The sequence below is a fragment of the Leifsonia soli genome (assembly GCF_013408745.1).
In the GTDB taxonomy this organism is placed as follows: domain Bacteria; phylum Actinomycetota; class Actinomycetes; order Actinomycetales; family Microbacteriaceae; genus Leifsonia; species Leifsonia soli.
The window spans coordinates 2,182,959-2,203,218 of record NZ_JACCBJ010000001.1 but is presented as its reverse complement, the minus strand read 5'-3'; the positions used below and the strand labels follow the sequence as shown (position 1 = coordinate 2,203,218).

Below are 20,260 nucleotides of genomic sequence, written 5' to 3'. Positions count from 1 at the left end.
TCCCGGGAGACGCGCGGCGACGCCTCCCTCGCGAGTCTAGCCAGCGGACGGTGCCGGTCACATCCCCGGCGTGAGCAGCCTCGGGGTCAGTCGTCTCCGCTCTCCGGACCGACCAGGATGGTCGGAGCGACCAGGTCGAGCACGAGCCCGTGCGACACGGATCCCAGCCAGGTGCGCGACCACCCGCTGAGGCGGCGGCTGCCGACGACGAGCAGGAACGCGTGCTCCGACTCGAGCCGGAGGCCGGCGACGGGCGTGCGGCGGAGGAGCACCGGCTCCGCCGTGAGAGCGGGATGCGCCTCCCTGGCCTGGCGGACGAGCGCGTCGAGAAGCTGGCGGTGCGCCTCCTCCAGCGAGTCGACGAAATCGTCCTCCGGCACGATCAGCGGCTCCTGCGCCAGCGGCTCCTGCCAGCAGTGCACGACACGCAGCGGCTGATGGAGGGTCACGGCCTGCTCGGCCGCGAACTCCAGCGCGCGCGACGCAACGGCGGAGCCGTCGACGCCCACCACGATGCCGGACCGCTGCCGTGCCACCGCGGGATCCTCGACCGGGACGATCGCGACCGGTCCAGCGGCCTGCGTCGCGAGCCGCGCGCCGAGCGACCAGCCGTAGCGGACGCGCGGTCCGACCCGGTGCGCGGTGCCGACGACGACCAGCGCCGCGGGTGTGGTCTGCTCGGACAGCACCTCGAGCGCATCGCCGACGAGCAGCGCGCTCGCCGTCACCGCGCCGGGATGATCGGCCGCCAGCTCTTCCAGCCGCAGGGCGAGACGCTGTTCCTCCTGCGCGGTGGCGCGTTCGAGCGCGCCGTCGTCGCCGACGAAGAGCGCGCGCTCGACGACATCGAAGACCTCGATGTGGAGCCCGGTGTCGCGGGACAGCCGGAGCGCCCAGGCGAGCGCGGCCTCCGAGGCCACCGAGCCGTTCCAGCAGACGACGATCCGTTTCAGCATCCGTTGTCCTTCTTTCTGTGTGCGCCAGGAGCTCCGCGTGCCGGGAGCTCCGTATGTCAGGACCCGCTCTGGCCCGCTGCGACGTGCAGCACCATCGACCCCCGGGCGCGGCCGTCGCGGAGCCGGTCGATGGCATCGTGCAGCTGCTCGAACGGGATGCCGGTGACCCGCGGGCGGAGCCGGAGGTTGGCCGCGAGGGCGAGGAACCGCATCCCGTCGGCCCGGGTGTTGGCGGTGACCGTCCGCAGGTCGCGCTCCCGGAAGAGCGCATCGGCGTAGGACAGCGCCGGGATGTCGGACATCTCGATCCCGGCGAGGACGACCGTGCCGCCGCTGCGCGTCGCCCGCAGCGCGACCGGCACGAGCTCGCCGGCCGGGGCGAACACGATCGCGGCGTCGAGCGGCTCCGGCGGCGCGTCGTCCTCCGCGCCGACGAAGGCGGCGCCGACCTCCCGCGCGAGCTCCCGGTTCTGCTCGCCGCGGGTCAGGGCGAACACGCGGGCTCCGGAGGCGAGCGCGAGCTGGGCGGTGACGTGACCGCTCGACCCGAAACCGTAGATGCCGAGCGTGCCGCCCGGGACGAGGTTCGCCCGTTCGAGGGCGCGGTAGCCGATGATGCCCGCGCAGAGGAGGGGCGCTGTCGTCTCCGCGTCCGCGTCCGGCGGAAGCGCGTAGACGTAGGCCGCGGGCGCCGTGAGGTACTCGGCGAAGCCGCCGTCCGCATCCCAGCCGGTGTACTCCGACCGCGGGCAGAGGTTCTCTGCGCCCGCGCGGCAGAAGGCGCACTCGCCGCAGGTGCGCCGCAGCCAGGCGACCCCGACGCGATCCCCGCGCGCCAGACCGCGCACGTCGTCCCCGACCGTTTCGACGCGCCCGACGACCTGATGCCCGGGCACGACACGCGGGCGGTGCACCGGGATCTCGTGGTCGACGACGTGGAGGTCGGTGCGGCAGATGCCGCACACCTCGACCCGGACGAGCACCTCGTCCGCCGCGGGCTCCGGCACCGGGATGCGGACGGCCTCCAGGCCTCCCGGCTCACCCGTGGTCCGCCACGCTCGCATGGACGTCATAGCCCGCCTCCTCGAGGTCGAGTCAAGCGGTCCGCTGCGGAGTGCTCCGGGCCGAAGGTCCCGCGGGACCAAGGACCCTTCGCCGCGTTCTCCCGCGCGCGACAGTGGGAACGGAGGTACCCGAATGCAGATCCGCAGATACATCGTCGGCGTCGACGGCTCGCTGCCTTCCCGCGCCGCGATCCGCTGGGCCATCGGCCACGCCAGGGAGCACGGCGCCGAGGTCACGCTCGCACACATCGCCGACGACGAGTGGGGCGCCGTCGGCGCCGAGCTCATCGACGAGGTCGACGCCGGCGCCCGCCGGCTGCTCGACGGCGAGGTCGCGTACGCGCGTTCGCTGGAGGGCACGGCCGGGCTGCGCGCTGAGCTGCTGAGCGGCAGCCCGATGACCGTCCTCGCCTCCCTCGGGGATGCGGAGACCATGCTGGTCGTCGGCACGCACAAGACGGGATTCCACTACGGCCGCGCATTCGGCTCCCGCAGCCTGCAGCTCGCGAATCTCGCTGTCGGCCCGGTCACGATCGTGCCGGACACGGAGTCGCGCCTGCGTCGCGGCGTCGTCGTCGGTGTGGACGACAGCCCGGCGGGCAACGCGGCCCTCGACCTGGCGGCCGACCTGGCCTGCGACCACCACTGCGAGCTCATCGCGGTGCGGTCGGCAGGAGCGTCCGCCACCGGCGCCGCCCGCCGGGAGACGGAACCGGAGCAGCTGGCGCAGTACGACGACGATGCGCGGCGCCTGCTCGCGACGGCCGTCGAGCGCGTCCGCAACCGCCAGCCGGGGATCACGATCCGCAGCCGGGTGGTGCGGCGGCCTCCCGGGACCGCGCTCAACGACATCGCCCGCAGCGCCGAGGTGCTCGTCGTCGGCGACTCCCGCCGCGAGGAGGCCCAGCCGGGAGGTCTGGGCTCCGTCGCCTACGACGTCCTGCTCAACGTGTCGTCGCCGACCATCGTCGTCCACGCTCCGCCCGCGGTTCCGGCGGAGCCGCAACCGGAAGGGGAGGCCCATGTCGTCCGATGATCCCGTCCAGGAGCTGGACAGGGCCGAATGCCGCGAACTGCTCAAGCAGGGCGTGCTCGGCCGGCTCGCCACCACCGTCGGGGGAGAGGTCGACATCTTTCCCGTCAACTACTACTCCGACGGCGACAGCATCCTGATCCGCACCGCACCGGGCACCAAGCTGCTCGAGCTGACCGTGCACAGCGCCGTCGCGTTCGAGACCGACGGCTATACGGACACCGACGCCTGGAGCGTCGTCGCCCACGGCCGCGCGCGCCAGCTCGAGCAGCAGGCCGAGATCGACGAGGCGGATCGCGCGCCCCTGCAGCCGTGGGTGCCGACGCTCAAGTACCGCTACATCCACATCGACGTCACCGCTCTCAGCGGCCGGCGCTTCCGCCGCACGGCGGAGCCCGAGCGCTGGTGACCCCTCCCCGGAAAGGAACGCACATGTCCGATCGGAACGAATCCGCCGCAGAGTCGGAGGACCGCATCCACCCCGGTGGCCGCATCGTCGTCGGCGTCGACGGCTCGGCCTCCTCGCTCTCCGCGCTCCGGCGCGGGGCGCGGATGGCCGAGCGGCTCGGGTGCACGCTGGCCGGAGTGACGGTGTGGGAGTTCCCGCAGTCGTGGCCCGGCTACGTGATGGACGGATGGTCGCCGGAGGCGGATGCGCACACGATCGCGGACGAGGCGGCGGCGGAGGTCTTCGGGCCGACGACTCCGGAGTGGTATTCGAAGGTGATCCGCAACGGGTCGCCCGCACGCCAGCTGATCGCCGAGTCGGAGGATGCCGAGATGCTGATCGTGGGCAGCCGCGGCCTGGGCGGTTTCACCGGGCTGCTCCTCGGGTCGGTCTCCCGCTCGTGCGTGGAGCACGCCGACTGCCCGGTCCTGGTGATCCACGGAGCAGAGGGCGCCGCCCGCCACTGAGGGCGCTGAACGATCGGCACGGACACGCACCCCCTCCGGCCGACCCGAACGGCCGGAGGGGTTCCGTGTCCGTGCCGCTCCGCTCAGCGGAGCGCCGGGGTCTGCAGCTCGGTCGCGAGCGTCCGGCCCCAGTCGCGTGCGAGCTCCAGCTGGCCCGGTTCGAGCACGCTGTTCTTGTCGACCAGGAAGCTCTGCTTCTGCACGAATCGCCGCGACCCCAGTTTCTGGAGCCTCTTCTCGATGCTGTGCGCGGCCGACCCGGTGAACAGCTCCGTCATGTCCGCCCGCGTGTCGAAGGCGGCGAACCGGGCGGGGGCGTTCCCGCAGCTGTCCAGCCACTCGCGGACGCCGATCCCCTCGGCGTCCGGTTCGAGCGTGAGGTGACGATCGGGATCGTCGGCCCAGGCGCCGGCCTCCGTGCGGCTGGCCGGCCGGCTCAGGCCGTGGGCGTGCGTCGGTGCGCCGACGACGACCAGATCGACGTCGGGGAAGGCCTCCGGCGCATCCTTCACGGGGAGGACGGTGACCGTCGCCGCGGAGCGCAGCCCGTCGGCGATCGCCTCGGCCACCGCGCGGGTGCTGCCGAACATGGACTCGTAGATGATGGTCGCGCGAGCGACCGGAGGTGTCTGGTTCATCCCGTCAGTGTGACGATGGCGCGCACAGCTGCGCAGGGCCGAAAGTCACGTGACCGGTCGGGACCTTCGGCTCTACGGCGTCCGGCGGAGTGAGGGCATCGTCGGAGGTGTCGTCATCATCCCGGGTTCGGCCGGGCGCAGAGGAGAGGTCGCGATGTCCTACACGATCATGGTCGCTGTCGACGGGGAGCCGGATCACCGCGCCGCCCTCGACTGGGCGGCGGCGCGGGCCGCACGCGACGGAGCCCGCCTCGAGCTGGTCCACGTGATCGAGCGCTCCTGGGGCGACAGCGCCGACGAGCCGAGCCACCTGCTCGTCCTCGCGGTGAGATCGCTGCTGGACGCCGAGAAGACGATCGCGCTGCACCATGCGCGCGAGGTGCGGGCACGCGGGCCGGTCCCGGCGGGCTCCACGGGGACTGCGGCGGCACCGGCCGACACCGGCGACGACATCGACGTGGGCACGCGCTACTGCTACGGCCACATCGGCCCGGAGCTCGCGGCGGTCTCGCGCGACGCCGACCTGCTCGTGATCGGCACCCCGGCGGAAGCCGACCGGCGCCGTGCTTTCGCCGGCTCGCTCGCCGTGCGCGTCGCTGCCGTGGCGGAGTCCCCGGTCGCGGCCGTCCCGCACGGCTGGGTGGACGGCGGACGCGGCGTGGTGGTCGGCGTGGACGGGGAACTCCAGACGGAGTCCGCGGTGGAGTTCGCGGCGGCAGAGGCCGAGATCCTCGGCGAGCCGCTGACGGTCGCCTGCGCCGGCTACGTCGCGAACCCGCTCCTCGCCGGCCTCGTGCCGGAGATCTCGCTCGGCGACCGCCGCGAGCGCATCGCGGCCGAGGCCGCCGACCGGGCGAAGGAACGGCACCCCGGGGTGACCGTCTTCACCGACGTGCTCGACACGGCGCCGTCCCGCGGCCTCGTCGCCGAGGCCGACGGCGCACGCCTGCTGGTGATCGGCACGCACGACCGCCACGGGATGCAGCGGCTCATGCTGGGCTCGGTCGGCCACGACATCCTGCTCAACGTGCGGACTCCCGTCGTCGTCGTGCGCCGGTCGGGCTCCGGAGCCGAAGGCGCCGGACGCCGGTGAGCCGCCCCGCCACGGCGGTCACTCCGCCGCCAGGCGTGAGCCCGGTGCGCGAAGCCGCAGCAGAGTCCGTCGAGGCGGTGCTCGCCGCGGTCGGATCGTTCACCGCCGGGCTGAGCGGCGCCGAGGCCGCGTCGCGGCTGGAGCGCTTCGGCCCGAACGCGGTGCGCGGCCACCGTGCCCGCCCGTGGCGGGTGCTCGGGCGGCAGGTGCGCAGCCCCATCCTGGTGCTCCTCTTCGCGACCGCTGCGGTCTCCGCCGTTGTCGGCGAGCGGGCCGAAGCGCTCATCATCGGCGTCATCCTGCTGGTCAGCATCGGCCTCGGCTTCGTCAACGAGTTCCGCGCGGAGCGGGCAGCCGATGCGCTGCACGACCGGCTGCGGCACACGGTCGTCGCCGTGCGCGACGGCGTGCGCCGCAGCGTGGACGTCACGGAGCTCGTCCGCGGCGACCTCGTCGCGCTGGCGGTGGGCACCGTCGTCCCGGCCGACCTGCGGTTGATCGAGACGTCCGGGCTGGAGTGCGACGAGAGCATCGTCACGGGCGAGGCCGCCTCCGTCGCGAAGTCCGTCGAGCCCGTCGAGCACGGTGCGGGCATCGGGGATCTCGCGTCGTGCGCGTTGATGGGGACCGTCGTCCACGCGGGCAGCGGCACCGGCGTCGTCGTGGCGACGGCGGGGGAGACCGAGTTCGGCCGGATCGCGGTCGGCCTCGGCGTCCAGAACCCGCAGACCGAGTTCCAGCGCGGGCTCGGCAGGTTCTCGGTGTTCCTGCTCGTCGTCGCGCTCATCCTCTCGTCGGTGATCTTCGTTGCTGCGCTGCTGCTCGGCCGGCCGGTCATCGAGTCCCTGCTGTTCTCGCTCGCCATCGCCGTCGGGATCACCCCGCAGCTGCTTCCCGCGGTGGTGAGCACCAGCCTCGCGGCGGGGTCGCGCGCTCTCGCCCGCCGGCGGGTGCTGGTGAAGCGGATGGTGTGCATCGAGGACCTCGGCGACCTCGACCTCCTCGTCACCGACAAGACCGGGACGCTGACGACCGGGAGGATCGCCTTCGACCGTGCCGTCCCGGTGGGCGGCGTCCCGTCCGACGAGCTCCTCCTGCTCGCCCTGCTGGCCACCGACGCCGATCCCGTCGCCGTCCGGGCATCCGGTCGGGACGCCGCCGGGCTGACCCCGCTCGACGCCGCCCTGCTCGGGGCGCCCGGGGCTGCGGAGGCGCCGGTGGGCGCCTACCGGCGGCTCGCGGTCCGTCCCTTCGACCACGAGCGGCGCCGGTGCACGGCGCTCGCCGCCGCAGCCGGGTCCGAGCCGATCGTGGTCGTCAAGGGCGCGCCGGAGTCGGTGCTGCCGCTGTGCACCGCCCCCGGGGACGCCGTCGCCGCGGAACTGGCGGAGCTGTACGCGACCGGCGCGCGCGTGGTGGCGGTCGCCTCCCGCCCCGCCCCGGGGCTCACCCAGCTCGATGACACCGCAGAGGAGGGCCTCGCGATCCGCGGCTTCCTCGTGTTCGCCGATGCCGTGCGTCCCGACGCCGCCGCCTCCCTGGCGCGCCTCACCGCGCTGGGTGTCGAGGTGAAGATCGCGACGGGCGACAGCGCGACCGTGGCCGAGCGCGTCTGCGACCAGCTCGGCATGGCTCGGCGCGGCACCCTCACCGGCGACGAGGTGGATGCGCTCGACGACCGCGCCCTGATCGATGCGGCGCGCGCGGCCTCCATCTTCGCGCGCGTCTCGCCCGAGCAGAAGGCGAGGATCGTGCGGGCCCTGCGCAGGAAGGGCCGCGCCGTCGGGTTCCTCGGCGACGGGGTCAACGACGCGCTCGCCCTGCACCGCGCGGACGTGGGCATCTCGGTCGATTCGGCGGTCGACGTCGCGAAGGACGCCGCGGACGTCCTCCTGCTGGAGAAGGACCTCGACGTGCTCGCCGACGGGGTGACCGAGGGCCGCCGCATCTTTGCGAACACGATCAAGTACGTGCTGATGGGCACCTCCAGCAACTTCGGCAACATGTTCAGCGCGTCGGTCGCGTCGGTGGTCCTGCCGTTCCTGCCGATGCTGCCCGGCCAGATCCTGCTGAACAACCTGCTCTACGATTCGAGCCAGCTCGCCATCCCGACCGACCACGTGGATGCGGAGCAGCTGCGCGCGCCCGCGCACTGGGACATCCCGGCGATCCGTCGCTTCATGCTGCTGTTCGGCCCGATCAGCTCGCTGTTCGACTTCGCCACCTTCGCGCTGATGCTGTTCGCGCTGAACGCGGCTCCGCCCGAGTTCCGCTCCGGCTGGTTCATCGAGTCGATCGCGACGCAGACGCTGATCGTGTTCGCCGTGCGGACGCGGCGCGTGCCGTTCCTGCGCAGCCGTCCGTCGCGTCCGCTCGTGCTCTCGGTGCTGGCCGTCGTGGCGATCGGCGCGTGGCTGCCCTACTCGCCGCTCGCCGGCGTGCTGGGCTTCACCCCGCTTCCCGCGGTGTTCGTGCTGGCGCTCGCCGCGATGGTGGTCGCCTACCTGGTGCTCGTCGAGGTGGCGAAGATCTGGTACTACGCACGGCTGTCGCGCCCGCCGGAGCTGCCGCAGCGCGTCCGCGCCTACCCGCACCGGGTCGCGCGGCGGGCGTCGCGGTTCACGGCCCGGTCGCCGCGCTCACGCTGACCGTCTCGCCGAACTCGGGCACGCGGGCCGACCAGCCGAGGGAGCGGCGGATGCGCAGCCGCAGCTGGTCGGCGGCATCCGGCTCGCCGTGGGTCAGGTACACCGCGGCCGGCGCGGTCGGCGCCGTCGACATCCACTCGACGATCTGCTGCGCGTCCGCGTGCGCGGAGAGCATGTCGAGGGTGTGCACGCGCGCCCGGATCGGGATGTCGCGGCCGTGGATGCGCAGCACCCGCTCCCCGCGCTGCAGCGCAGCACCGCGCGTTCCGCCGGCCTGGAAGCCGGTGAGCACGATCGCGTTACGCGGGTCGCCGCCGTACGCGTCGATGTGGTGCAGGATCCTGCCGCCTTCGAGCATTCCGCTGGCGGAGATGATGATCGCGGGGCCGCCGCGGAGGTTGAGCAGCTTGGAGTCGTCCACCGTGCGCACGAGGGTGGCCAGCCGGTACATCGCGGCGAACTCGTCGCGCGGGATCCGGTGCTCCTCCGGGTGGCGCGCGTAGATCTCGGAGGCGTCGACCGCCATCGGGCTGTTGAGGAAGATCGGCACATCGGGGATGCGGCCGGTGGCGCGCAGGCGGCTCAGGTGCAGCAGCAGGGTCTCTGCGCGGCCGACGGCGAACGCGGGCAGCAGCACGACGCCGCCGCCGCGGCACACGTCCGTGACGATGCGGCCGAGGGCGTCCTCCGCGTCCACCCGCGAGTGGATGCGGTCACCGTAGGTGGATTCGGAGATGAGCACGTCCGTCTCCTCCAGCGGCGACGGCGGCCGCATCAGCGGGTCGTCCACACGGCCGAGGTCGCCGGTGAAGTGCAGCCGTCCCGCGCCGGTCGTCACCAGCACCTGGGCGGCGCCGAGGATGTGCCCGGCCGGGACGAACCGGAACGTCATCCCTCCGAGGCCGAACGGCTGCGCGAACGCGTGCGGTTCGACGTGCTCCAGCGCGGCGAGGGCGTCCTGCTCGGTGTAGAGCGGGCGGGGCGGCGCGTGCCGGGAGGTGTGGTGGCGGTCGGCGAAGGCGGCCTGCTCCTGCAGCAGCCTCCCGCTGTCGAGCAGGACGAGGCGGCTCAGCTCCGCGGTCCCCATCGTCGCGTGGATGCGGCCGCGGAAACCGTCCCGCACGAGGGCCGGAAGGTAGCCCGTGTGATCGAGGTGCGCGTGCGTGACCACGACGGCGTCCACGCTCGCCGGCTCCACGGGGAACGGCCGCCAGTTGCGCTCCCGCAGCTGCTTGTAGCCCTGGAACAGCCCGCAGTCGACGAGGATGCGCGCGCCGTCGTCCTCGATCAGGTACCGGGAGCCGGTGACCGTGTCGGTCGCGCCGAGGAACCGCAGAGATGCGGTCACGGGGTGACCGGCCGGCGCTGCCCGAACAGGCCGAGGCCGAGGAGGACGAGCCCGAGCTCGGCGAGACCCGCGGCGAAGTAGACCGCCTGCAGCGGGCTGAACGGGATGAACATCATCTGCACGAAGATCCAGATCAGCAGACCGAAGGCGGCGACCGCTGCGGCGAACGCACCGGCGTCGGACTGCCGGCCCACCATGACGGAGGCGAGCAGGTGCGTCCCTCCGACGATGACCGCGAGGATGACCCCGGGCGCGACATAGGAGGTGAACGGGCTGCCGCCGAGGTAGGCGCGGTCGGGCACGACGCCCGCTCCGGTCGTCGTCGTCGCTCCTCCGATGATGAGCGCGAGGCCTCCGGCGACCGCGCTCAGGCCGACGGCGGCCGTCAGGACGGTCAGGACGATGCGGGTCCAGCGTTTCATGTCTCCTCCGAACTCTCGCTCCCAGGATGGCGAGGACGCTGCCGGTCGTTCAGGGTCCAAAGGCCCACGACCGGGCCGCGGGACCTTCGGCCCGGCGGCCGCCGCCGGGCGCGCAGCACACTGTCGGCATACCGAAAGGAGCCGCCCATGCGCGCAGCCGTCGTGAGCCAGTACCGCGAACCGCTCACCCTCGAAGACCGTCCGATTCCGACCCCCGGCCCGGGTCAGGTGCTGGTCCGCCTGGAGGCGTGCGGACTGTGTCACACCGACATCCATGCCATCGACGGCGACTGGCCGGTCCAGCCCGGCCTCCCGTTCGTCCCCGGGCACGAGGGCGTCGGGATCGTGGAGCGCCTCGGCGACGGCGTCACGACGCGCGAGGTCGGGCAGCGCGTCGCGCTCCCGTGGCTGGGATACGCGTGCGGCGAGTGCCGCTACTGCATCGACGGACGCGAGAACCTGTGCGAGTCGCAGCACAACACCGGGTACTCCGTCGACGGCGGGTACGCCGAGTACGCCATCGCCGAGGCGCGGTTCGCCGTCCCGGTCCCCGATGGGGTGTCCCCGCTGGATGCCGCCCCGCTGACCTGCGCCGGCGTCACCACGTATGCCGCGGTGAAGGCCGCACGCGTGGTGCCGGGCGAGCGCGTCGCCGTCTTCGGCATCGGCGGTCTCGGCCACCTCGCGGTGCAGTACGCGCGGCTGGTCGGAGCGCAGGTGGTTGCCGTGGACGTCACCGAGGAGAAGCTCGAGCTGGCGGTCGAGCTGGGCGCGGACCACGCGGTCAACGCGGCCGAGGTCGACCCGGTGCAGGCGATCCGGCACCTGGGCGGCGTGGATGTCGCCATCGTGCTCGCCGTCGCGCCCACCGTGTTCGACCAGGCCTTCCAGTCGCTCAACCGCGGCGGCCGGCTCGTGCTCGTCTCGCTCCCGGCCGACGGCACCCTCACCATCCCGGTGTTCGACACCGTGCTCAAGGGCATCTCGGTGATCGGCTCCATCGTCGGGACGCGGCAGGACCTCGTCGAGGTGTTCGCGCTGCACGCGGCGGGACGCACCCGCGTCGTCGCCGCCCGTCGTGACATCGCCGACGTGAACGAGGCGGTCGCGGAGGTGCTCGCCGGGCAGGTGCCCGCGCGGCTCGTCTTCGTCTACGACTCCGGGCTCCCGGTCGAATCGCCCGCCGACGCGGGCGCAGCAGCACGGGAGTGACCGCTCCCGAGCGCCCGCGCGTCGGGGGACGGCTGGTGAGGGCGGCCCTCCGCTACCGCGTGATCACGCTGACGCTGCTGGTGGGCGTCGTCGCGCTCGTGCTGTTCTTCGCCGGGGCGGTGACCGCCGCGCAGTGGACCGCCGGTCTGTACGCGATCGCGGTGGCCGTCGGCTACACCGTCCGGATGCTGCGGACGCTCGCCACCGGCGGGCTCGGCGTCGACCTGCTCGCGGTCGTCGCGATCGTGGCGACCGTGGCGGTGGGGGAGGTGGCGGCGTCGCTCGTCGTCGTCCTCATGCTGAGCGGCGGGGAGGCGCTCGAGGACTACGCCAACCGCCGGGCCAGGCACGAGCTGGATGCGCTGCTGCGGCGCGAGCCGCGGTCGGCGCACCGCTTCGCGGGGGACCGGCTGGAGGACGTGCCGATCGGCGATGTCCGCATCGGCGACATCCTGCTGGTGCGGCCGGCCGAAGTGGTGCCGGTGGACGGGGCCCTGCTGGATGCCGCCGCGTTCGACCTGTCGTCGCTCACCGGCGAGAGCCTTCCCGTCGACCGGTCGCCCGGCGACGAGGTCCTCAGCGGCAGCGTCAACGGCTCGGAGGCCGTGCGGCTGCGCGCGACGGCCGTCGCCGCCGACAGTCAGTACCAGCAGATCGTCGCCCTCGTCGCGCAGGCGGCGAGCAGCAGGCCGCGGGTGGTCCGGCTGGCCGACCGGTTCGCCGTGCCGTTCACCGTCTTCTCGCTCCTGCTGGGCGCCGTCGCCTGGGCGGTGAGCGGCGATCCCGTGCGGTTCGCGGAGGTCCTCGTCCTGGCGACGCCGTGCCCGCTGCTGATCGCGGCGCCGGTGGCGTTCATCGGCGGCATGAGCCGGGCGGCGCACACCGGCATCCTGGTGCGCACCGGGTCGGTGTTCGAGGTGCTCGCGCGTGCCCGCACCGTCGTCTTCGACAAGACCGGGACGCTGACGACCGGCCGCCCCGTGCTCCGCGAGGTGCGGCCGGCACCCGGAGTCGACGCGACCGAGCTGCTCTCGCTGACGGCGAGCGCCGAGCAGTACTCCTCGCATGTCCTCGCCGCCTCGGTGGTGCAGGCGGCCGAGAAGCGGTCCGTCGCGCTCCGCGAGGTGGCCTCCGCCGAGGAGCACGCCACCAACGGCGTGCTCGCCCAGGTGGACGGACGCCGCGTGGCGGTCGGGAAGCTCGCCTTCGCGCGGGAGTTCGCACCGGACACCCCGCGCGCCGAGATCGGCCCGGGGGAGCTGGCCGTGTACGTCACCGTCGACGACGCCTACGCCGGGGTCATCATCGAAGCCGATCCGCCCCGCCCCGACGCCGAGGCGACTCTCCGCGGTCTGCGCGACCTCGGCGTGACGGACGTCGAGCTCCTCACCGGCGATGCGGAGGAGACGGCCGCGCACACCGCTGCCGCGCTCGGCATCACCCGGTACCTCTCCGAATGCCTCCCCGCCGACAAAGTGCGCAGGGTGGCCGAGATCGCCGACCGTCCCGTGGTCATGGTGGGGGACGGCGTCAACGACGCCCCCGTGCTCGCCCGCGCCGATGTCGGCGTCGCGATGGGTGCGAAGGGCGCGACGGCGGCGAGCGAATCGGCGGATGTCGTGCTCCTCGTGGACGACATCGCCGGCGTGGTCGACGCGGTCGCGATCTCCCGCCGCACCGTCCGCATCGCACTGCAGAGCATCTGGCTCGGCATCGCCGCCTCCGTCGTCCTGATGCTGATCGCCGCCTTCGGCGTCATCCCGGCCATCGTCGGAGCGCTCCTCCAGGAGGCCGTCGACCTCGCGACGATCCTCGCCGCCCTGCGCGCCGCGCGGGCGCCCCGGGCGGCCAGGGCTCCCGTCGTCGGCGGCGGTGCTCCGGCGCAGGTGTGATCCGGGAGGCGAACGGCTAGCATCCACTCATGGCGGACAACGCCCTCGGCGACTACCTGCGTGCTCGGCGCGAATCGGTGCGGCCGGAGGACGTCGGCCTGCCCGAGGACGGCCGCCGGCGCCTTGTCTCCGGGCTCCGCCGGGAGGAGGTCGCGGCGCTCGCCGGGATCAGCTCGGAGTACTACCTGCGCCTGGAGCAGGGTCGCGAACGTCACCCGTCGACCCAGGTGGTCACCGCCATCGCCCGTGCGCTGCTGCTCGCCCCCGCCTCCGAGGAGTTCCTCCACCGGCTGGTGCGGCCGCTGCCCGATCGCGGATACGAAGCGGAGCAGACGCCGGAGGGCGCAGACCGCCTGGCCGCATTCATCGCCGCACTGTCGACTCCCGCCATCGTGCACGACCGGATCCTCGACGTGATCGGCGCCAATCCCCTGGCGGGAGCGCTGTCGCCGTCGTTCCGTCCCGGCGTGAACCTCGTCGAGGCGGCGTTCCTCGACCCGCGCGTGCGCGCCCTCTACGTCAACTGGGAGGAGATGACCGTGCGGCTCGTCTCCTACCTGCGGGCGCAGGCGGCGACGCCCCCGCTGGATCCGCGCCTGCCCGACCTCGTCGCCGGCCTGATGGAGGGGAGCAGCCGGTTCGCCGAGCTCTGGGGGAGACACGACGTGGGGGCTGCGGCGAGCGGGGTGAACCTGCTGTCGCATCCAGTGGTCGGCCCCATCGAACTCGCCTTCGAACGTCTGTGCTTCGCGGGGAGCGACCACCCCGTCATCGTCGTCTACCACGCCGAGCGCGGCAGCGCCTCCGAGGAGGCGCTCGCCCGGCTGGAGGTCGTCGCGTCCGGCGTCGCGGGCTAGAAGCCTTTCTCCTTCATCCACGCGAGCGCCGCGTCGGCGACATCGCGCCACCCGGAGTCCATGGTGAGGGAATGGCCGCGTCCCTCGAACTCCTGGAAGTCCGTGACCGCGGGACCGCCCGCGTAGAGCTTCGCCACCGCTGCGGTCACCGACCGCGGAACGGTGTGGTCCTCCGTCCCGGTGATCAGGAGCAGCGGTCCCCGGTCGGCGACATGGGTGTCGACGGTGGCGGGCGACCCCTTCACGAAGTTCGCCGTCGCATCCTCGAACAGCGGGCGACCCGGCCCGGGGATCGTCCACGCGTCATGGAGGGCGTCCGATTCGGCTTCGGGGATCGCGTTCCCGAACGCGTAGCGGAACTGCTTGGCGGTGAGGGCGACCGTGCGCTTCCTGTTCGCCGGGTTGCCCAGCACCGGAAGGGCCGAGCGCAACTGCGAGAACGGCAGGATGTTGACGCCCTTGATCGGCGCAGGATCGATCGCGACCGCGGCGACGCCGTATCCGTTGGCCAGCAGCTCCTGCGCGATGAGTCCGCCGAAGGAGTGCCCGACCAGGACGGGCTTCACCGGCATCGCATCGATGAGGCCGGCATAGTGTCGGCAGATCGCCTCGATCCCGATGTCGTCGAGGCCGGACGGGTCGGCCCTGGTCTCCTCGACGGTCGCGAGATCGCCCGGCCAGCCGGGGGCGACCGTCTCGTATCCGGCCTCGGTGAACAGGTCCTGCCAGGGCTGCCAGGCGGACGAGTGGATCCAGAGGCCGTGGATGAACATCACGGGCTGAGCGGGCATGGCGGCTCCTTCGATTCGTCGTTCGGGGTCGGCGGGGTCAGAGCGTCTTCACGAGCCCGCCGTCGATCAGGAAGTCGGCGCCGGTGGTGTTGCCGGCGCGGTCGCTCGAGAGCAGCAGGACGAGGTCCGCCACCTCGGACGGCTCGGTGAAGCGTCCGGTGCTGAAGCCGCCCTGCGCGGCGACCACGTCGCGTTTCGCGGTCTCGAAGTCCGTGCCCTGCGCTGCGGCGACCGTCGCGGCGACCCCGTGCTCGCCCAGCCACAGGGGCGTGGACACCGGCCCGGGGCTGATGGTGTTGAAGCGGATGCCGTCCGGCCCGTACTCCTTCGACAGCGCCTTCGAGAGGTTCCAGACGGCGGCCTTCGCTGCGGAGTAGTCGACGATGAAGGGATCCGGCAGGAAGGCGTTGACCGATCCGATGGTCACGACATTGCCGCCGCCGCGCGCCTGCATCCCCGGGATCACCGCGCGGATCGCGCGCACGGCGGCGAAGAAGCTGAGCTGGAAGGTCCGCATCCACTCGTCGTCGCCGACCGCCAGGAAGCCCTCCGTCCGCGGCGTCAGCGCACCGACGTTGTTGACCAGGATGTCCGCGCCGCCCTGGGCTTCTGCGCGCCTCACCAGCTCGGCGGGCCCGTCGGGGGTGGACAGGTCGACGACGACCGCGTCGACGCGGCCGGTGTCGACGAGCGCCGCCAGCTCGGGGGAGACCGTGCGCGACCCGGTGACCACCCTCGCCCCCTCGTCGAGGAACGCCCGCGTGATCGCCAGGCCGATACCCGAGCTCGCGCCCGTGACGACGGCGAGTCTGTCGGTCAGATGCAGGTCCATGGGCGTGACGCTACGGGGGGAGCGCGCGGCGGCGCATGGTCGCCGTTCTCCTGGTAGTCCGGCACCCAGTCCTGCAGGCGTGCCTCCGGGGTCAGCGCGGCGCCCGTACCGTTCCGGCGGACGCGCGCCCGGCGAGTCTGCCGAGCGCGAGCGCCGCCGCCGCGACGGTCAGGAGCGCGCCGACCAGGATCGCCGGCCCCTCGCCGGGGAGGAGGGTCGCCGTCTGCACGCCGAGGGCCACCGCGGCGACCGGCACGCCGAGCTGCCCGGCGGAGGCCACCGCCTGCGTCAACGGCAGGCCGACCGCTCGGGAGGCGCTGTGCGCGATCACCGCGCCCGCGCCGAGCGCCAGCCCGAGCAGCACCATGGCGGGGTGCCCGCCCAGCCCGCGGATGTCGAGGGATGCGCCCAGCCAGACGAAGAACAGCGGTCCGAAGAAGCCCTCCGTCATCCCGAACAGCTGCCGGGCCAGGCGGTGCGGCTCGCCGACGGCGGCGAGGACGAGCCCCAGCGCGAAGCCGGCCAGCATGATCGACAGCTGCGCCAGCTGGGCGATGGCCGCGAACACGAACAGCACGAGCAGGCTCAGGCGCAGCTCCAGCGCGAACCTGCGGCGCTCCGAGTAGGCGTGCGCCCGCCGCCGCAGGCCGGACCGCCCCAGCCAGGTGAGCACGGCGACCAGCGCGACGGAGGCGACGGCGATGACGAGCGCGCCGATCGCGGCGCTGCCCGCGTGCGCGGGGGCGACGGCGAAGGGGAGGGCGATCACGCAGACGACGTCGGCGACCGCGATCTGCGTGACCAGCTGGCCCAGATTCCCCATGGCGAGGCCGAGCGAGGTGAGCATCGGCAGCACGACGGCCGCAGAGGACGACGCCAGGACGATCCCGTAGACCGCGGCGTGCCCGGTGCCGAACGCGCCGGCGAGGGCGACCGCGAGCACGGCGGAGGCTGCTCCAGCGACCGCGGCGCCCGCAACGCCGAGCGCTCCGGTGCGCGACCGGAGCCGCGGGTCCCGCACGGGGATCTGCGAGCCGACGACGACCATCGTGAGGCCGAATCCGATGTTGGCCAGCAACTGCAGGTCCGGGGCGCGCGGGTCGATCAGCCGCAGCCCGGTGTCGCCGATGAGGATTCCGCCCGCCAGTTCGCCGACCACCACGGGGACGTGCCACACGTTCCGCGCGGAGAGCAGCGGGCCGAGCAGCCCGACCGCGACGATGAGCGCCAGCGACGCGGGAGTCATGGCGTCGATGCTAGCAACGGCGTGCGGGCCGCGTCCCCGCGGTCATCCCCTGGCGTCGCCCCTCAGCGACGTTCGAGCGACGATACGTCCGCGGCCGGCAGCGCGTCGTACACCTCGCTCCACTCCGCCTCGTAGCGGACGGGGTCGACCAGACCGGACCGGCGTCGCGCTTCGAGCTCCAGGAGACGCGTGGCCGCGGCGCGGAGGAGGGGGACATCGCCGAACTCGCGGACCTCGCCGGCGACGAGCTCGGAGGCCACCGCGATCCGGCGGCAGCGTGCGCGCAGGTCGCGGGTGAGCCGCGCGGTGACGACGAGGCCGGCGAGGTACATCGTCGCTGCCGCCGCCACGCTCACCACGGGCCCCTGGTCGCCGAGGAAGACGAGGACGACGAGGCACAGGGCCGCTCCGCCGGACGGCCAGCTGCGGCCGAGATGGAGCAGGCGACGTTGACCGGGCGTGGTCCCGGGCGGGTACACCGTGAGCCGCACCTGCTGCCAGATGCGCCGCGTCGCGGGGGAGACGTCGAGGGTCCCCCACAGGGCACGGCCTTCGAGCAGGCGCCGAACCGTCTCCTTCATCGGTCCTCCGTTCTGCGTCGCGATCACCGTCCGCACACCGCCGACGTCCAGGGGGCGGTGTCCTGGTACTCCGGGCGATGCCGGCGACGGGGGTCGACCTCCCGCAGCAGGGCGGCGCCGCGGCAGGGGAGGACGAGCAGGTCTCCGGCACGGAGATCGCAGACCACCGCCTCGACCGGGCGGGGTCCGGCGGCCTCCCCCGCCGGGTGGATGCGTGCGCGCGCGTCGCCCGCGGTCGAGACGCGCCCGATCACCCGGAGTTCGCCGATCTCGATGTCGGCGCCGGCGAGGCGCGCATCGATCCAGACGTCGAGCACTCCGTCGGACGCCGTGTTGACCTGGATGACCCGGGTCACGACGACCGAGGCGATGTCGGTGGGGGACGGCATCCCTCCGGTCCCAGGGATCACGGCCGCCGCGGTGTGGACGCAGGGCGTGCCGCACCATCCGGCCAGGCAGGTGAGGGAGACGCCGGCGACGGTGACGTCGTCGACGGATGCGGTGGTGAACTCGGGCCAGAGGTCGCGGCCGAAGGGGTCGGGCACGGAGGCGCGGAGGGTGGGGAGGATGTGGGTCAGGGTCATGAGGCACCTGCACTGCGGAAGATGATCACAAGCGACGGTTCTACGCCGCCCGAGCGCGTCGCGGGGCGCTCCTAACGGAACCTCAACGCCCCGGCCCGGGAAACTAACGCTTCGCGAATGCGCGTCGCGGCTCGCCCGGGGGAAAGCCGTTAGGACTTCGGCCGAGCCCGTATGGATCGCGTTAGGACCCGGATTCGCGCGCTTCCCCTGACGTTGTATGGGTGATTGGTTCCGGCAGAGCGCCGGAACCCGACGCCTCGTCGTCAGGACGAGGTGCCGATACCCGGATGGAGACATTCCCGTGTTGGACCTGATTTGCGTCGTGGGGATCATCGCGCTCGGCGCGATCGTCGCCCTGGTCGGCAGAGGGGTGGAGAAGCTGTGATCTTCTTCAACCTGCTGGCGGCGGCGTTGGCCGTCGCTTCGATCGCGTACCTGGTGTACGCCCTCCTGAAGCCGGAGAAGTTCTAGAGATGACGTTCTGGCTCTTCGTGGCGATGCTCGCCACGCTCGTCCTCCTGCTCGGGCTGTCCTACCGTCCCCTGGGCGACTACATGGCCGCGACCTTCACGTCGCGGAAGGATCTGCGCGTCGAGCGCGGCTTCTACCGGATCATCGGAGTCGACTCCCGGGTGGAGCAGAACTGGCCGGTGTACCTGCGCAGCGTCCTGGCGTTCTCCGTCCTCGGCGTCCTGCTGCTCTACGTCCTCCAGCGCGCGCAGGCGGTGCTGCCGTACTCTCTCGGCCTTCCGCCCGTTCCCGAGGGACTGTCCTTCAACACGGCGATCTCGTTCGTGACCAACACGAACTGGCAGTCGTACACGCCAGAGGCGACCCTCGGCTACACGGTGCAGATCGCCGGTCTCGCGGTGCAGAACTTTCTGTCGGCGGCCGTCGGCATCGCCGTCGCCGTCGCGCTGGTGCGCGGGTTCGCCGCGCACCGCTCCGGCACGATCGGCAACTTCTGGGTCGACCTGACCCGCGCCACGTTCCGCATCCTGCTGCCGCTGTCGCTCGTGTTCGCGATCATCCTGATCGTCGGCGGAGCGATCCAGAACTTCAACGGCTTCACCAGCGTGAGCACCATCACGGGCGGCACGGCGACCATCCCCGGCGGCCCCGTCGCCTCGCAGGAGGCCATCAAGCTCCTCGGCAACAACGGCGGCGGGTTCTTCAACGTGAACTCCGCCCATCCGTTCGAGAACCCGACGGCGTGGACGAACCTCATCGAGATCTACCTGATGCTGCTGATCCCGTTCTCGCTGCCGCGTACGTTCGGCCGGATGGTCGGCGACAACCGCCAGGGGTACGCGATCCTCGGTGCGATGGCGACGATCTTCGTCGTGTCGCTGGTGGCGCTGACCCTCTTCGAGCTGCAGGGCGGCGGCACGGCCACACAGGCCGCCGGCGGTGCGCTCGAAGGAAAGGAGCAGCGGTTCGGGATCCTCGGCTCCACGCTGTTCGGGACGACCAGCACCCTCACCTCGACCGGCGCCGTCGACTCGATGCACGACAGCTACACGCCGCTGGGCGGGATGATGCCGATGCTCAACATGATGACCGGTGAGGTCGCGCCGGGCGGTATCGGAGCCGGTCTCTACGGGATCCTCGTCGTCGCGATCGTCTCGGTGTTCCTGGCCGGGCTGATGGTCGGCCGGACCCCCGAGTACCTGGGCAAGAAGATCGGCGCACGGGAGATCAAGCTCGCCGGCCTCTACATCCTGACGACGCCGACCCTGGTGCTCGTCGGGACGGGGCTCAGCTTCGCGATCCCGGCGATCAGGGACGACATCGAGAAGGTCTCGATCTTGAATCCCGGGCAGCACGGCTTCTCCGAGGTCCTGTACGCGTTCACGTCTGCAGGGAACAACAACGGTTCAGCGTTCGCCGGTCTCACCGCGAACACGCCGTGGCTCAACGCGGCCCTGGGGACCGCGATGTTCCTCGGCCGGTTCCTTCCGATCGTGTTCGTGCTCGCGCTGGCCGGCTCGCTCGCGTCGCAGGACAGGGTCCCGGCGACGTCGGGAACCCTGCCGACGCACCGCCCGCTGTTCGTCTCCCTCGTCGTCGGCGTCGTGATCATCGTCGCCGCGCTCACCTACTTCCCCGTTCTCGCGCTGGGTCCCCTGGCGGAAGGGCTTCACTGAC

Annotated in this window: 20 protein-coding genes; 10 read left to right on the top strand and 10 right to left on the bottom strand. The window is 72.6% G+C overall.

The genetic code is table 11. From position 1 onward, the window contains the following. Nucleotides 1–86: 86 nt before the first annotated feature. Both BJ963_RS10710 and BJ963_RS10705 read right to left on the bottom strand, forming a co-directional pair. Nucleotides 87–956: a universal stress protein gene (locus BJ963_RS10710; RefSeq protein ID WP_179456505.1), complete on the bottom strand. Its 870-nt coding sequence runs from the start codon at nucleotides 954–956 to the stop codon at nucleotides 87–89. A gap of 56 nt (nucleotides 957–1,012) precedes the next feature. Continuing rightward, nucleotides 1,013–2,029 (bottom strand): zinc-dependent alcohol dehydrogenase family protein, encoded by a 1,017-nt coding sequence (locus BJ963_RS10705; protein ID WP_246298029.1) that lies wholly within the window; start codon nucleotides 2,027–2,029, stop codon nucleotides 1,013–1,015. Between the two features lie 124 nt (nucleotides 2,030–2,153). On the opposite strand from BJ963_RS10705, the gene BJ963_RS10700 reads away from it, so the two are divergent. The 3 genes from BJ963_RS10700 to BJ963_RS10690 are packed head-to-tail and all read left to right on the top strand — an operon-like array spanning nucleotide 2,154 to nucleotide 3,968. Then, nucleotides 2,154–3,056 (top strand): universal stress protein, encoded by a 903-nt coding sequence (locus tag BJ963_RS10700; RefSeq protein WP_179456503.1) that lies wholly within the window; start codon nucleotides 2,154–2,156, stop codon nucleotides 3,054–3,056. Further along, nucleotides 3,043–3,462: a pyridoxamine 5'-phosphate oxidase family protein gene (locus BJ963_RS10695; RefSeq protein ID WP_089908230.1), complete on the top strand. Its 420-nt coding sequence runs from the start codon at nucleotides 3,043–3,045 to the stop codon at nucleotides 3,460–3,462. Before BJ963_RS10700 ends, BJ963_RS10695 begins: the two co-directional genes overlap by 14 nt. 23 nt (nucleotides 3,463–3,485) lie before the next feature. Further along, complete coding sequence (locus BJ963_RS10690; protein ID WP_089908231.1) at nucleotides 3,486–3,968, top strand: universal stress protein; 483 nt, start codon at nucleotides 3,486–3,488, stop codon at nucleotides 3,966–3,968. An 83-nt stretch (nucleotides 3,969–4,051) separates the two neighbouring features. Here BJ963_RS10690 and BJ963_RS10685 read toward each other — a convergent pair whose 3' ends face one another. Beyond that, nucleotides 4,052–4,606 (bottom strand): flavodoxin family protein, encoded by a 555-nt coding sequence (locus BJ963_RS10685; RefSeq protein WP_089908234.1) that lies wholly within the window; start codon nucleotides 4,604–4,606, stop codon nucleotides 4,052–4,054. A gap of 49 nt (nucleotides 4,607–4,655) precedes the next feature. Here BJ963_RS10685 and BJ963_RS10680 point away from each other — a divergent pair, with 49 nt between their 5' ends. Both BJ963_RS10680 and mgtA read left to right on the top strand, forming a co-directional pair. Beyond that, the gene (locus tag BJ963_RS10680) at nucleotides 4,656–5,699 is read left to right on the top strand and encodes a universal stress protein (RefSeq protein ID WP_343037259.1); all 1,044 of its coding nucleotides are present in this window, start codon (nucleotides 4,656–4,658) and stop codon (nucleotides 5,697–5,699) included. Then, nucleotides 5,696–8,347: a magnesium-translocating P-type ATPase gene (gene mgtA, locus BJ963_RS10675; RefSeq protein ID WP_179456501.1), complete on the top strand. Its 2,652-nt coding sequence runs from the start codon at nucleotides 5,696–5,698 to the stop codon at nucleotides 8,345–8,347. The genes BJ963_RS10680 and mgtA overlap by 4 nt, the downstream gene beginning before the upstream one ends. Here mgtA and BJ963_RS10670 read toward each other — a convergent pair. Both BJ963_RS10670 and BJ963_RS10665 read right to left on the bottom strand, forming a co-directional pair. Beyond that, nucleotides 8,319–9,695, bottom strand: coding sequence for an MBL fold metallo-hydrolase RNA specificity domain-containing protein (locus BJ963_RS10670; protein ID WP_179456499.1), 1,377 nt, complete (start codon nucleotides 9,693–9,695; stop codon nucleotides 8,319–8,321). The genes mgtA and BJ963_RS10670 overlap by 29 nt on opposite strands. Beyond that, entirely contained in the window at nucleotides 9,692–10,117 is a 426-nt protein-coding gene (locus tag BJ963_RS10665; RefSeq protein ID WP_179456497.1) for a hypothetical protein, read from the bottom strand. Before BJ963_RS10665 ends, BJ963_RS10670 begins: the two co-directional genes overlap by 4 nt. Before the next feature lie 147 nt (nucleotides 10,118–10,264). Between BJ963_RS10665 and BJ963_RS10660 the strand changes: the two genes are divergently transcribed. From BJ963_RS10660 to BJ963_RS10650, 3 genes are read left to right on the top strand one after another with little or no spacing between them, the layout of a single operon-like run. Then, on the top strand, nucleotides 10,265–11,329 hold the full coding sequence (locus BJ963_RS10660; RefSeq protein WP_179456495.1) for an alcohol dehydrogenase catalytic domain-containing protein: 1,065 nt from the start codon (nucleotides 10,265–10,267) through the stop codon (nucleotides 11,327–11,329). Further along, entirely contained in the window at nucleotides 11,326–13,221 is a 1,896-nt protein-coding gene (locus tag BJ963_RS10655) for a heavy metal translocating P-type ATPase (RefSeq protein WP_343037258.1), read from the top strand. Before BJ963_RS10660 ends, BJ963_RS10655 begins: the two co-directional genes overlap by 4 nt. A gap of 29 nt (nucleotides 13,222–13,250) precedes the next feature. Continuing rightward, nucleotides 13,251–14,078 carry a helix-turn-helix domain-containing protein gene (locus tag BJ963_RS10650; protein ID WP_179456493.1) on the top strand — a complete coding sequence of 276 codons (828 nt, stop codon included), beginning with the start codon at nucleotides 13,251–13,253 and terminating at the stop codon, nucleotides 14,076–14,078. Here the strand turns inward: BJ963_RS10650 and BJ963_RS10645 are convergent. The 5 genes from BJ963_RS10645 to BJ963_RS10625 all read right to left on the bottom strand — a co-directional run bounded on the left by BJ963_RS10645 (nucleotide 14,075) and on the right by BJ963_RS10625 (nucleotide 18,112). Then, complete coding sequence (locus tag BJ963_RS10645; RefSeq protein WP_246298028.1) at nucleotides 14,075–14,869, bottom strand: alpha/beta hydrolase; 795 nt, start codon at nucleotides 14,867–14,869, stop codon at nucleotides 14,075–14,077. The genes BJ963_RS10650 and BJ963_RS10645 overlap by 4 nt on opposite strands. A 37-nt stretch (nucleotides 14,870–14,906) precedes the next feature. Next, nucleotides 14,907–15,701: an oxidoreductase gene (locus BJ963_RS10640; protein WP_089908246.1), complete on the bottom strand. Its 795-nt coding sequence runs from the start codon at nucleotides 15,699–15,701 to the stop codon at nucleotides 14,907–14,909. A 91-nt stretch (nucleotides 15,702–15,792) separates the two neighbouring features. Further along, nucleotides 15,793–16,947 (bottom strand): cation:proton antiporter, encoded by a 1,155-nt coding sequence (locus tag BJ963_RS10635; protein ID WP_179456491.1) that lies wholly within the window; start codon nucleotides 16,945–16,947, stop codon nucleotides 15,793–15,795. 62 nt (nucleotides 16,948–17,009) lie between these two features. Then, nucleotides 17,010–17,528: a DUF6611 family protein gene (locus tag BJ963_RS10630; protein WP_179456489.1), complete on the bottom strand. Its 519-nt coding sequence runs from the start codon at nucleotides 17,526–17,528 to the stop codon at nucleotides 17,010–17,012. 23 nt (nucleotides 17,529–17,551) lie between these two features. Continuing rightward, nucleotides 17,552–18,112 carry a hypothetical protein gene (locus BJ963_RS10625; RefSeq protein ID WP_179456487.1) on the bottom strand — a complete coding sequence of 187 codons (561 nt, stop codon included), beginning with the start codon at nucleotides 18,110–18,112 and terminating at the stop codon, nucleotides 17,552–17,554. A 381-nt stretch (nucleotides 18,113–18,493) separates the two neighbouring features. Here BJ963_RS10625 and kdpF point away from each other — a divergent pair, with 381 nt between their 5' ends. Together kdpF and kdpA are read left to right on the top strand one after the other, a co-directional pair. Continuing rightward, nucleotides 18,494–18,583 carry a K(+)-transporting ATPase subunit F gene (kdpF, locus tag BJ963_RS10620; RefSeq protein ID WP_081815236.1) on the top strand — a complete coding sequence of 30 codons (90 nt, stop codon included), beginning with the start codon at nucleotides 18,494–18,496 and terminating at the stop codon, nucleotides 18,581–18,583. Between the two features lie 2 nt (nucleotides 18,584–18,585). Further along, nucleotides 18,586–20,259: a potassium-transporting ATPase subunit KdpA gene (kdpA, locus tag BJ963_RS10615; RefSeq protein WP_179456485.1), complete on the top strand. Its 1,674-nt coding sequence runs from the start codon at nucleotides 18,586–18,588 to the stop codon at nucleotides 20,257–20,259. The last annotated feature ends 1 nt before the right edge of the window (nucleotide 20,260 follow it).

Excerpts from the sequence above, each read along its gene's own strand:
- BJ963_RS10650 (WP_179456493.1), top strand. The coding sequence starts at position 13,251 with ATGGCGGACAACGCCCTCGGCGACTACCTGCGTGCTCGGCGCGAATCG.
- BJ963_RS10705 (WP_246298029.1), bottom strand. The coding sequence starts at position 2,029 with ATGACGTCCATGCGAGCGTGGCGGACCACGGGTGAGCCGGGAGGCCTG.
- BJ963_RS10645 (WP_246298028.1), bottom strand. The coding sequence starts at position 14,869 with ATGCCCGCTCAGCCCGTGATGTTCATCCACGGCCTCTGGATCCACTCG.
- BJ963_RS10660 (WP_179456495.1), top strand. The coding sequence starts at position 10,265 with ATGCGCGCAGCCGTCGTGAGCCAGTACCGCGAACCGCTCACCCTCGAA.
- BJ963_RS10625 (WP_179456487.1), bottom strand. The coding sequence starts at position 18,112 with ATGACCCTGACCCACATCCTCCCCACCCTCCGCGCCTCCGTGCCCGAC.
- BJ963_RS10690 (WP_089908231.1), top strand. The coding sequence starts at position 3,486 with ATGTCCGATCGGAACGAATCCGCCGCAGAGTCGGAGGACCGCATCCAC.
- BJ963_RS10695 (WP_089908230.1), top strand. The coding sequence starts at position 3,043 with ATGTCGTCCGATGATCCCGTCCAGGAGCTGGACAGGGCCGAATGCCGC.
- BJ963_RS10665 (WP_179456497.1), bottom strand. The coding sequence starts at position 10,117 with ATGAAACGCTGGACCCGCATCGTCCTGACCGTCCTGACGGCCGCCGTC.
- BJ963_RS10640 (WP_089908246.1), bottom strand. The coding sequence starts at position 15,701 with ATGGACCTGCATCTGACCGACAGACTCGCCGTCGTCACGGGCGCGAGC.
- BJ963_RS10700 (WP_179456503.1), top strand. The coding sequence starts at position 2,154 with ATGCAGATCCGCAGATACATCGTCGGCGTCGACGGCTCGCTGCCTTCC.
- BJ963_RS10710 (WP_179456505.1), bottom strand. The coding sequence starts at position 956 with ATGCTGAAACGGATCGTCGTCTGCTGGAACGGCTCGGTGGCCTCGGAG.
- kdpA (WP_179456485.1), top strand. The coding sequence starts at position 18,586 with ATGACGTTCTGGCTCTTCGTGGCGATGCTCGCCACGCTCGTCCTCCTG.
- BJ963_RS10630 (WP_179456489.1), bottom strand. The coding sequence starts at position 17,528 with ATGAAGGAGACGGTTCGGCGCCTGCTCGAAGGCCGTGCCCTGTGGGGG.
- BJ963_RS10635 (WP_179456491.1), bottom strand. The coding sequence starts at position 16,947 with ATGACTCCCGCGTCGCTGGCGCTCATCGTCGCGGTCGGGCTGCTCGGC.
- BJ963_RS10685 (WP_089908234.1), bottom strand. The coding sequence starts at position 4,606 with ATGAACCAGACACCTCCGGTCGCTCGCGCGACCATCATCTACGAGTCC.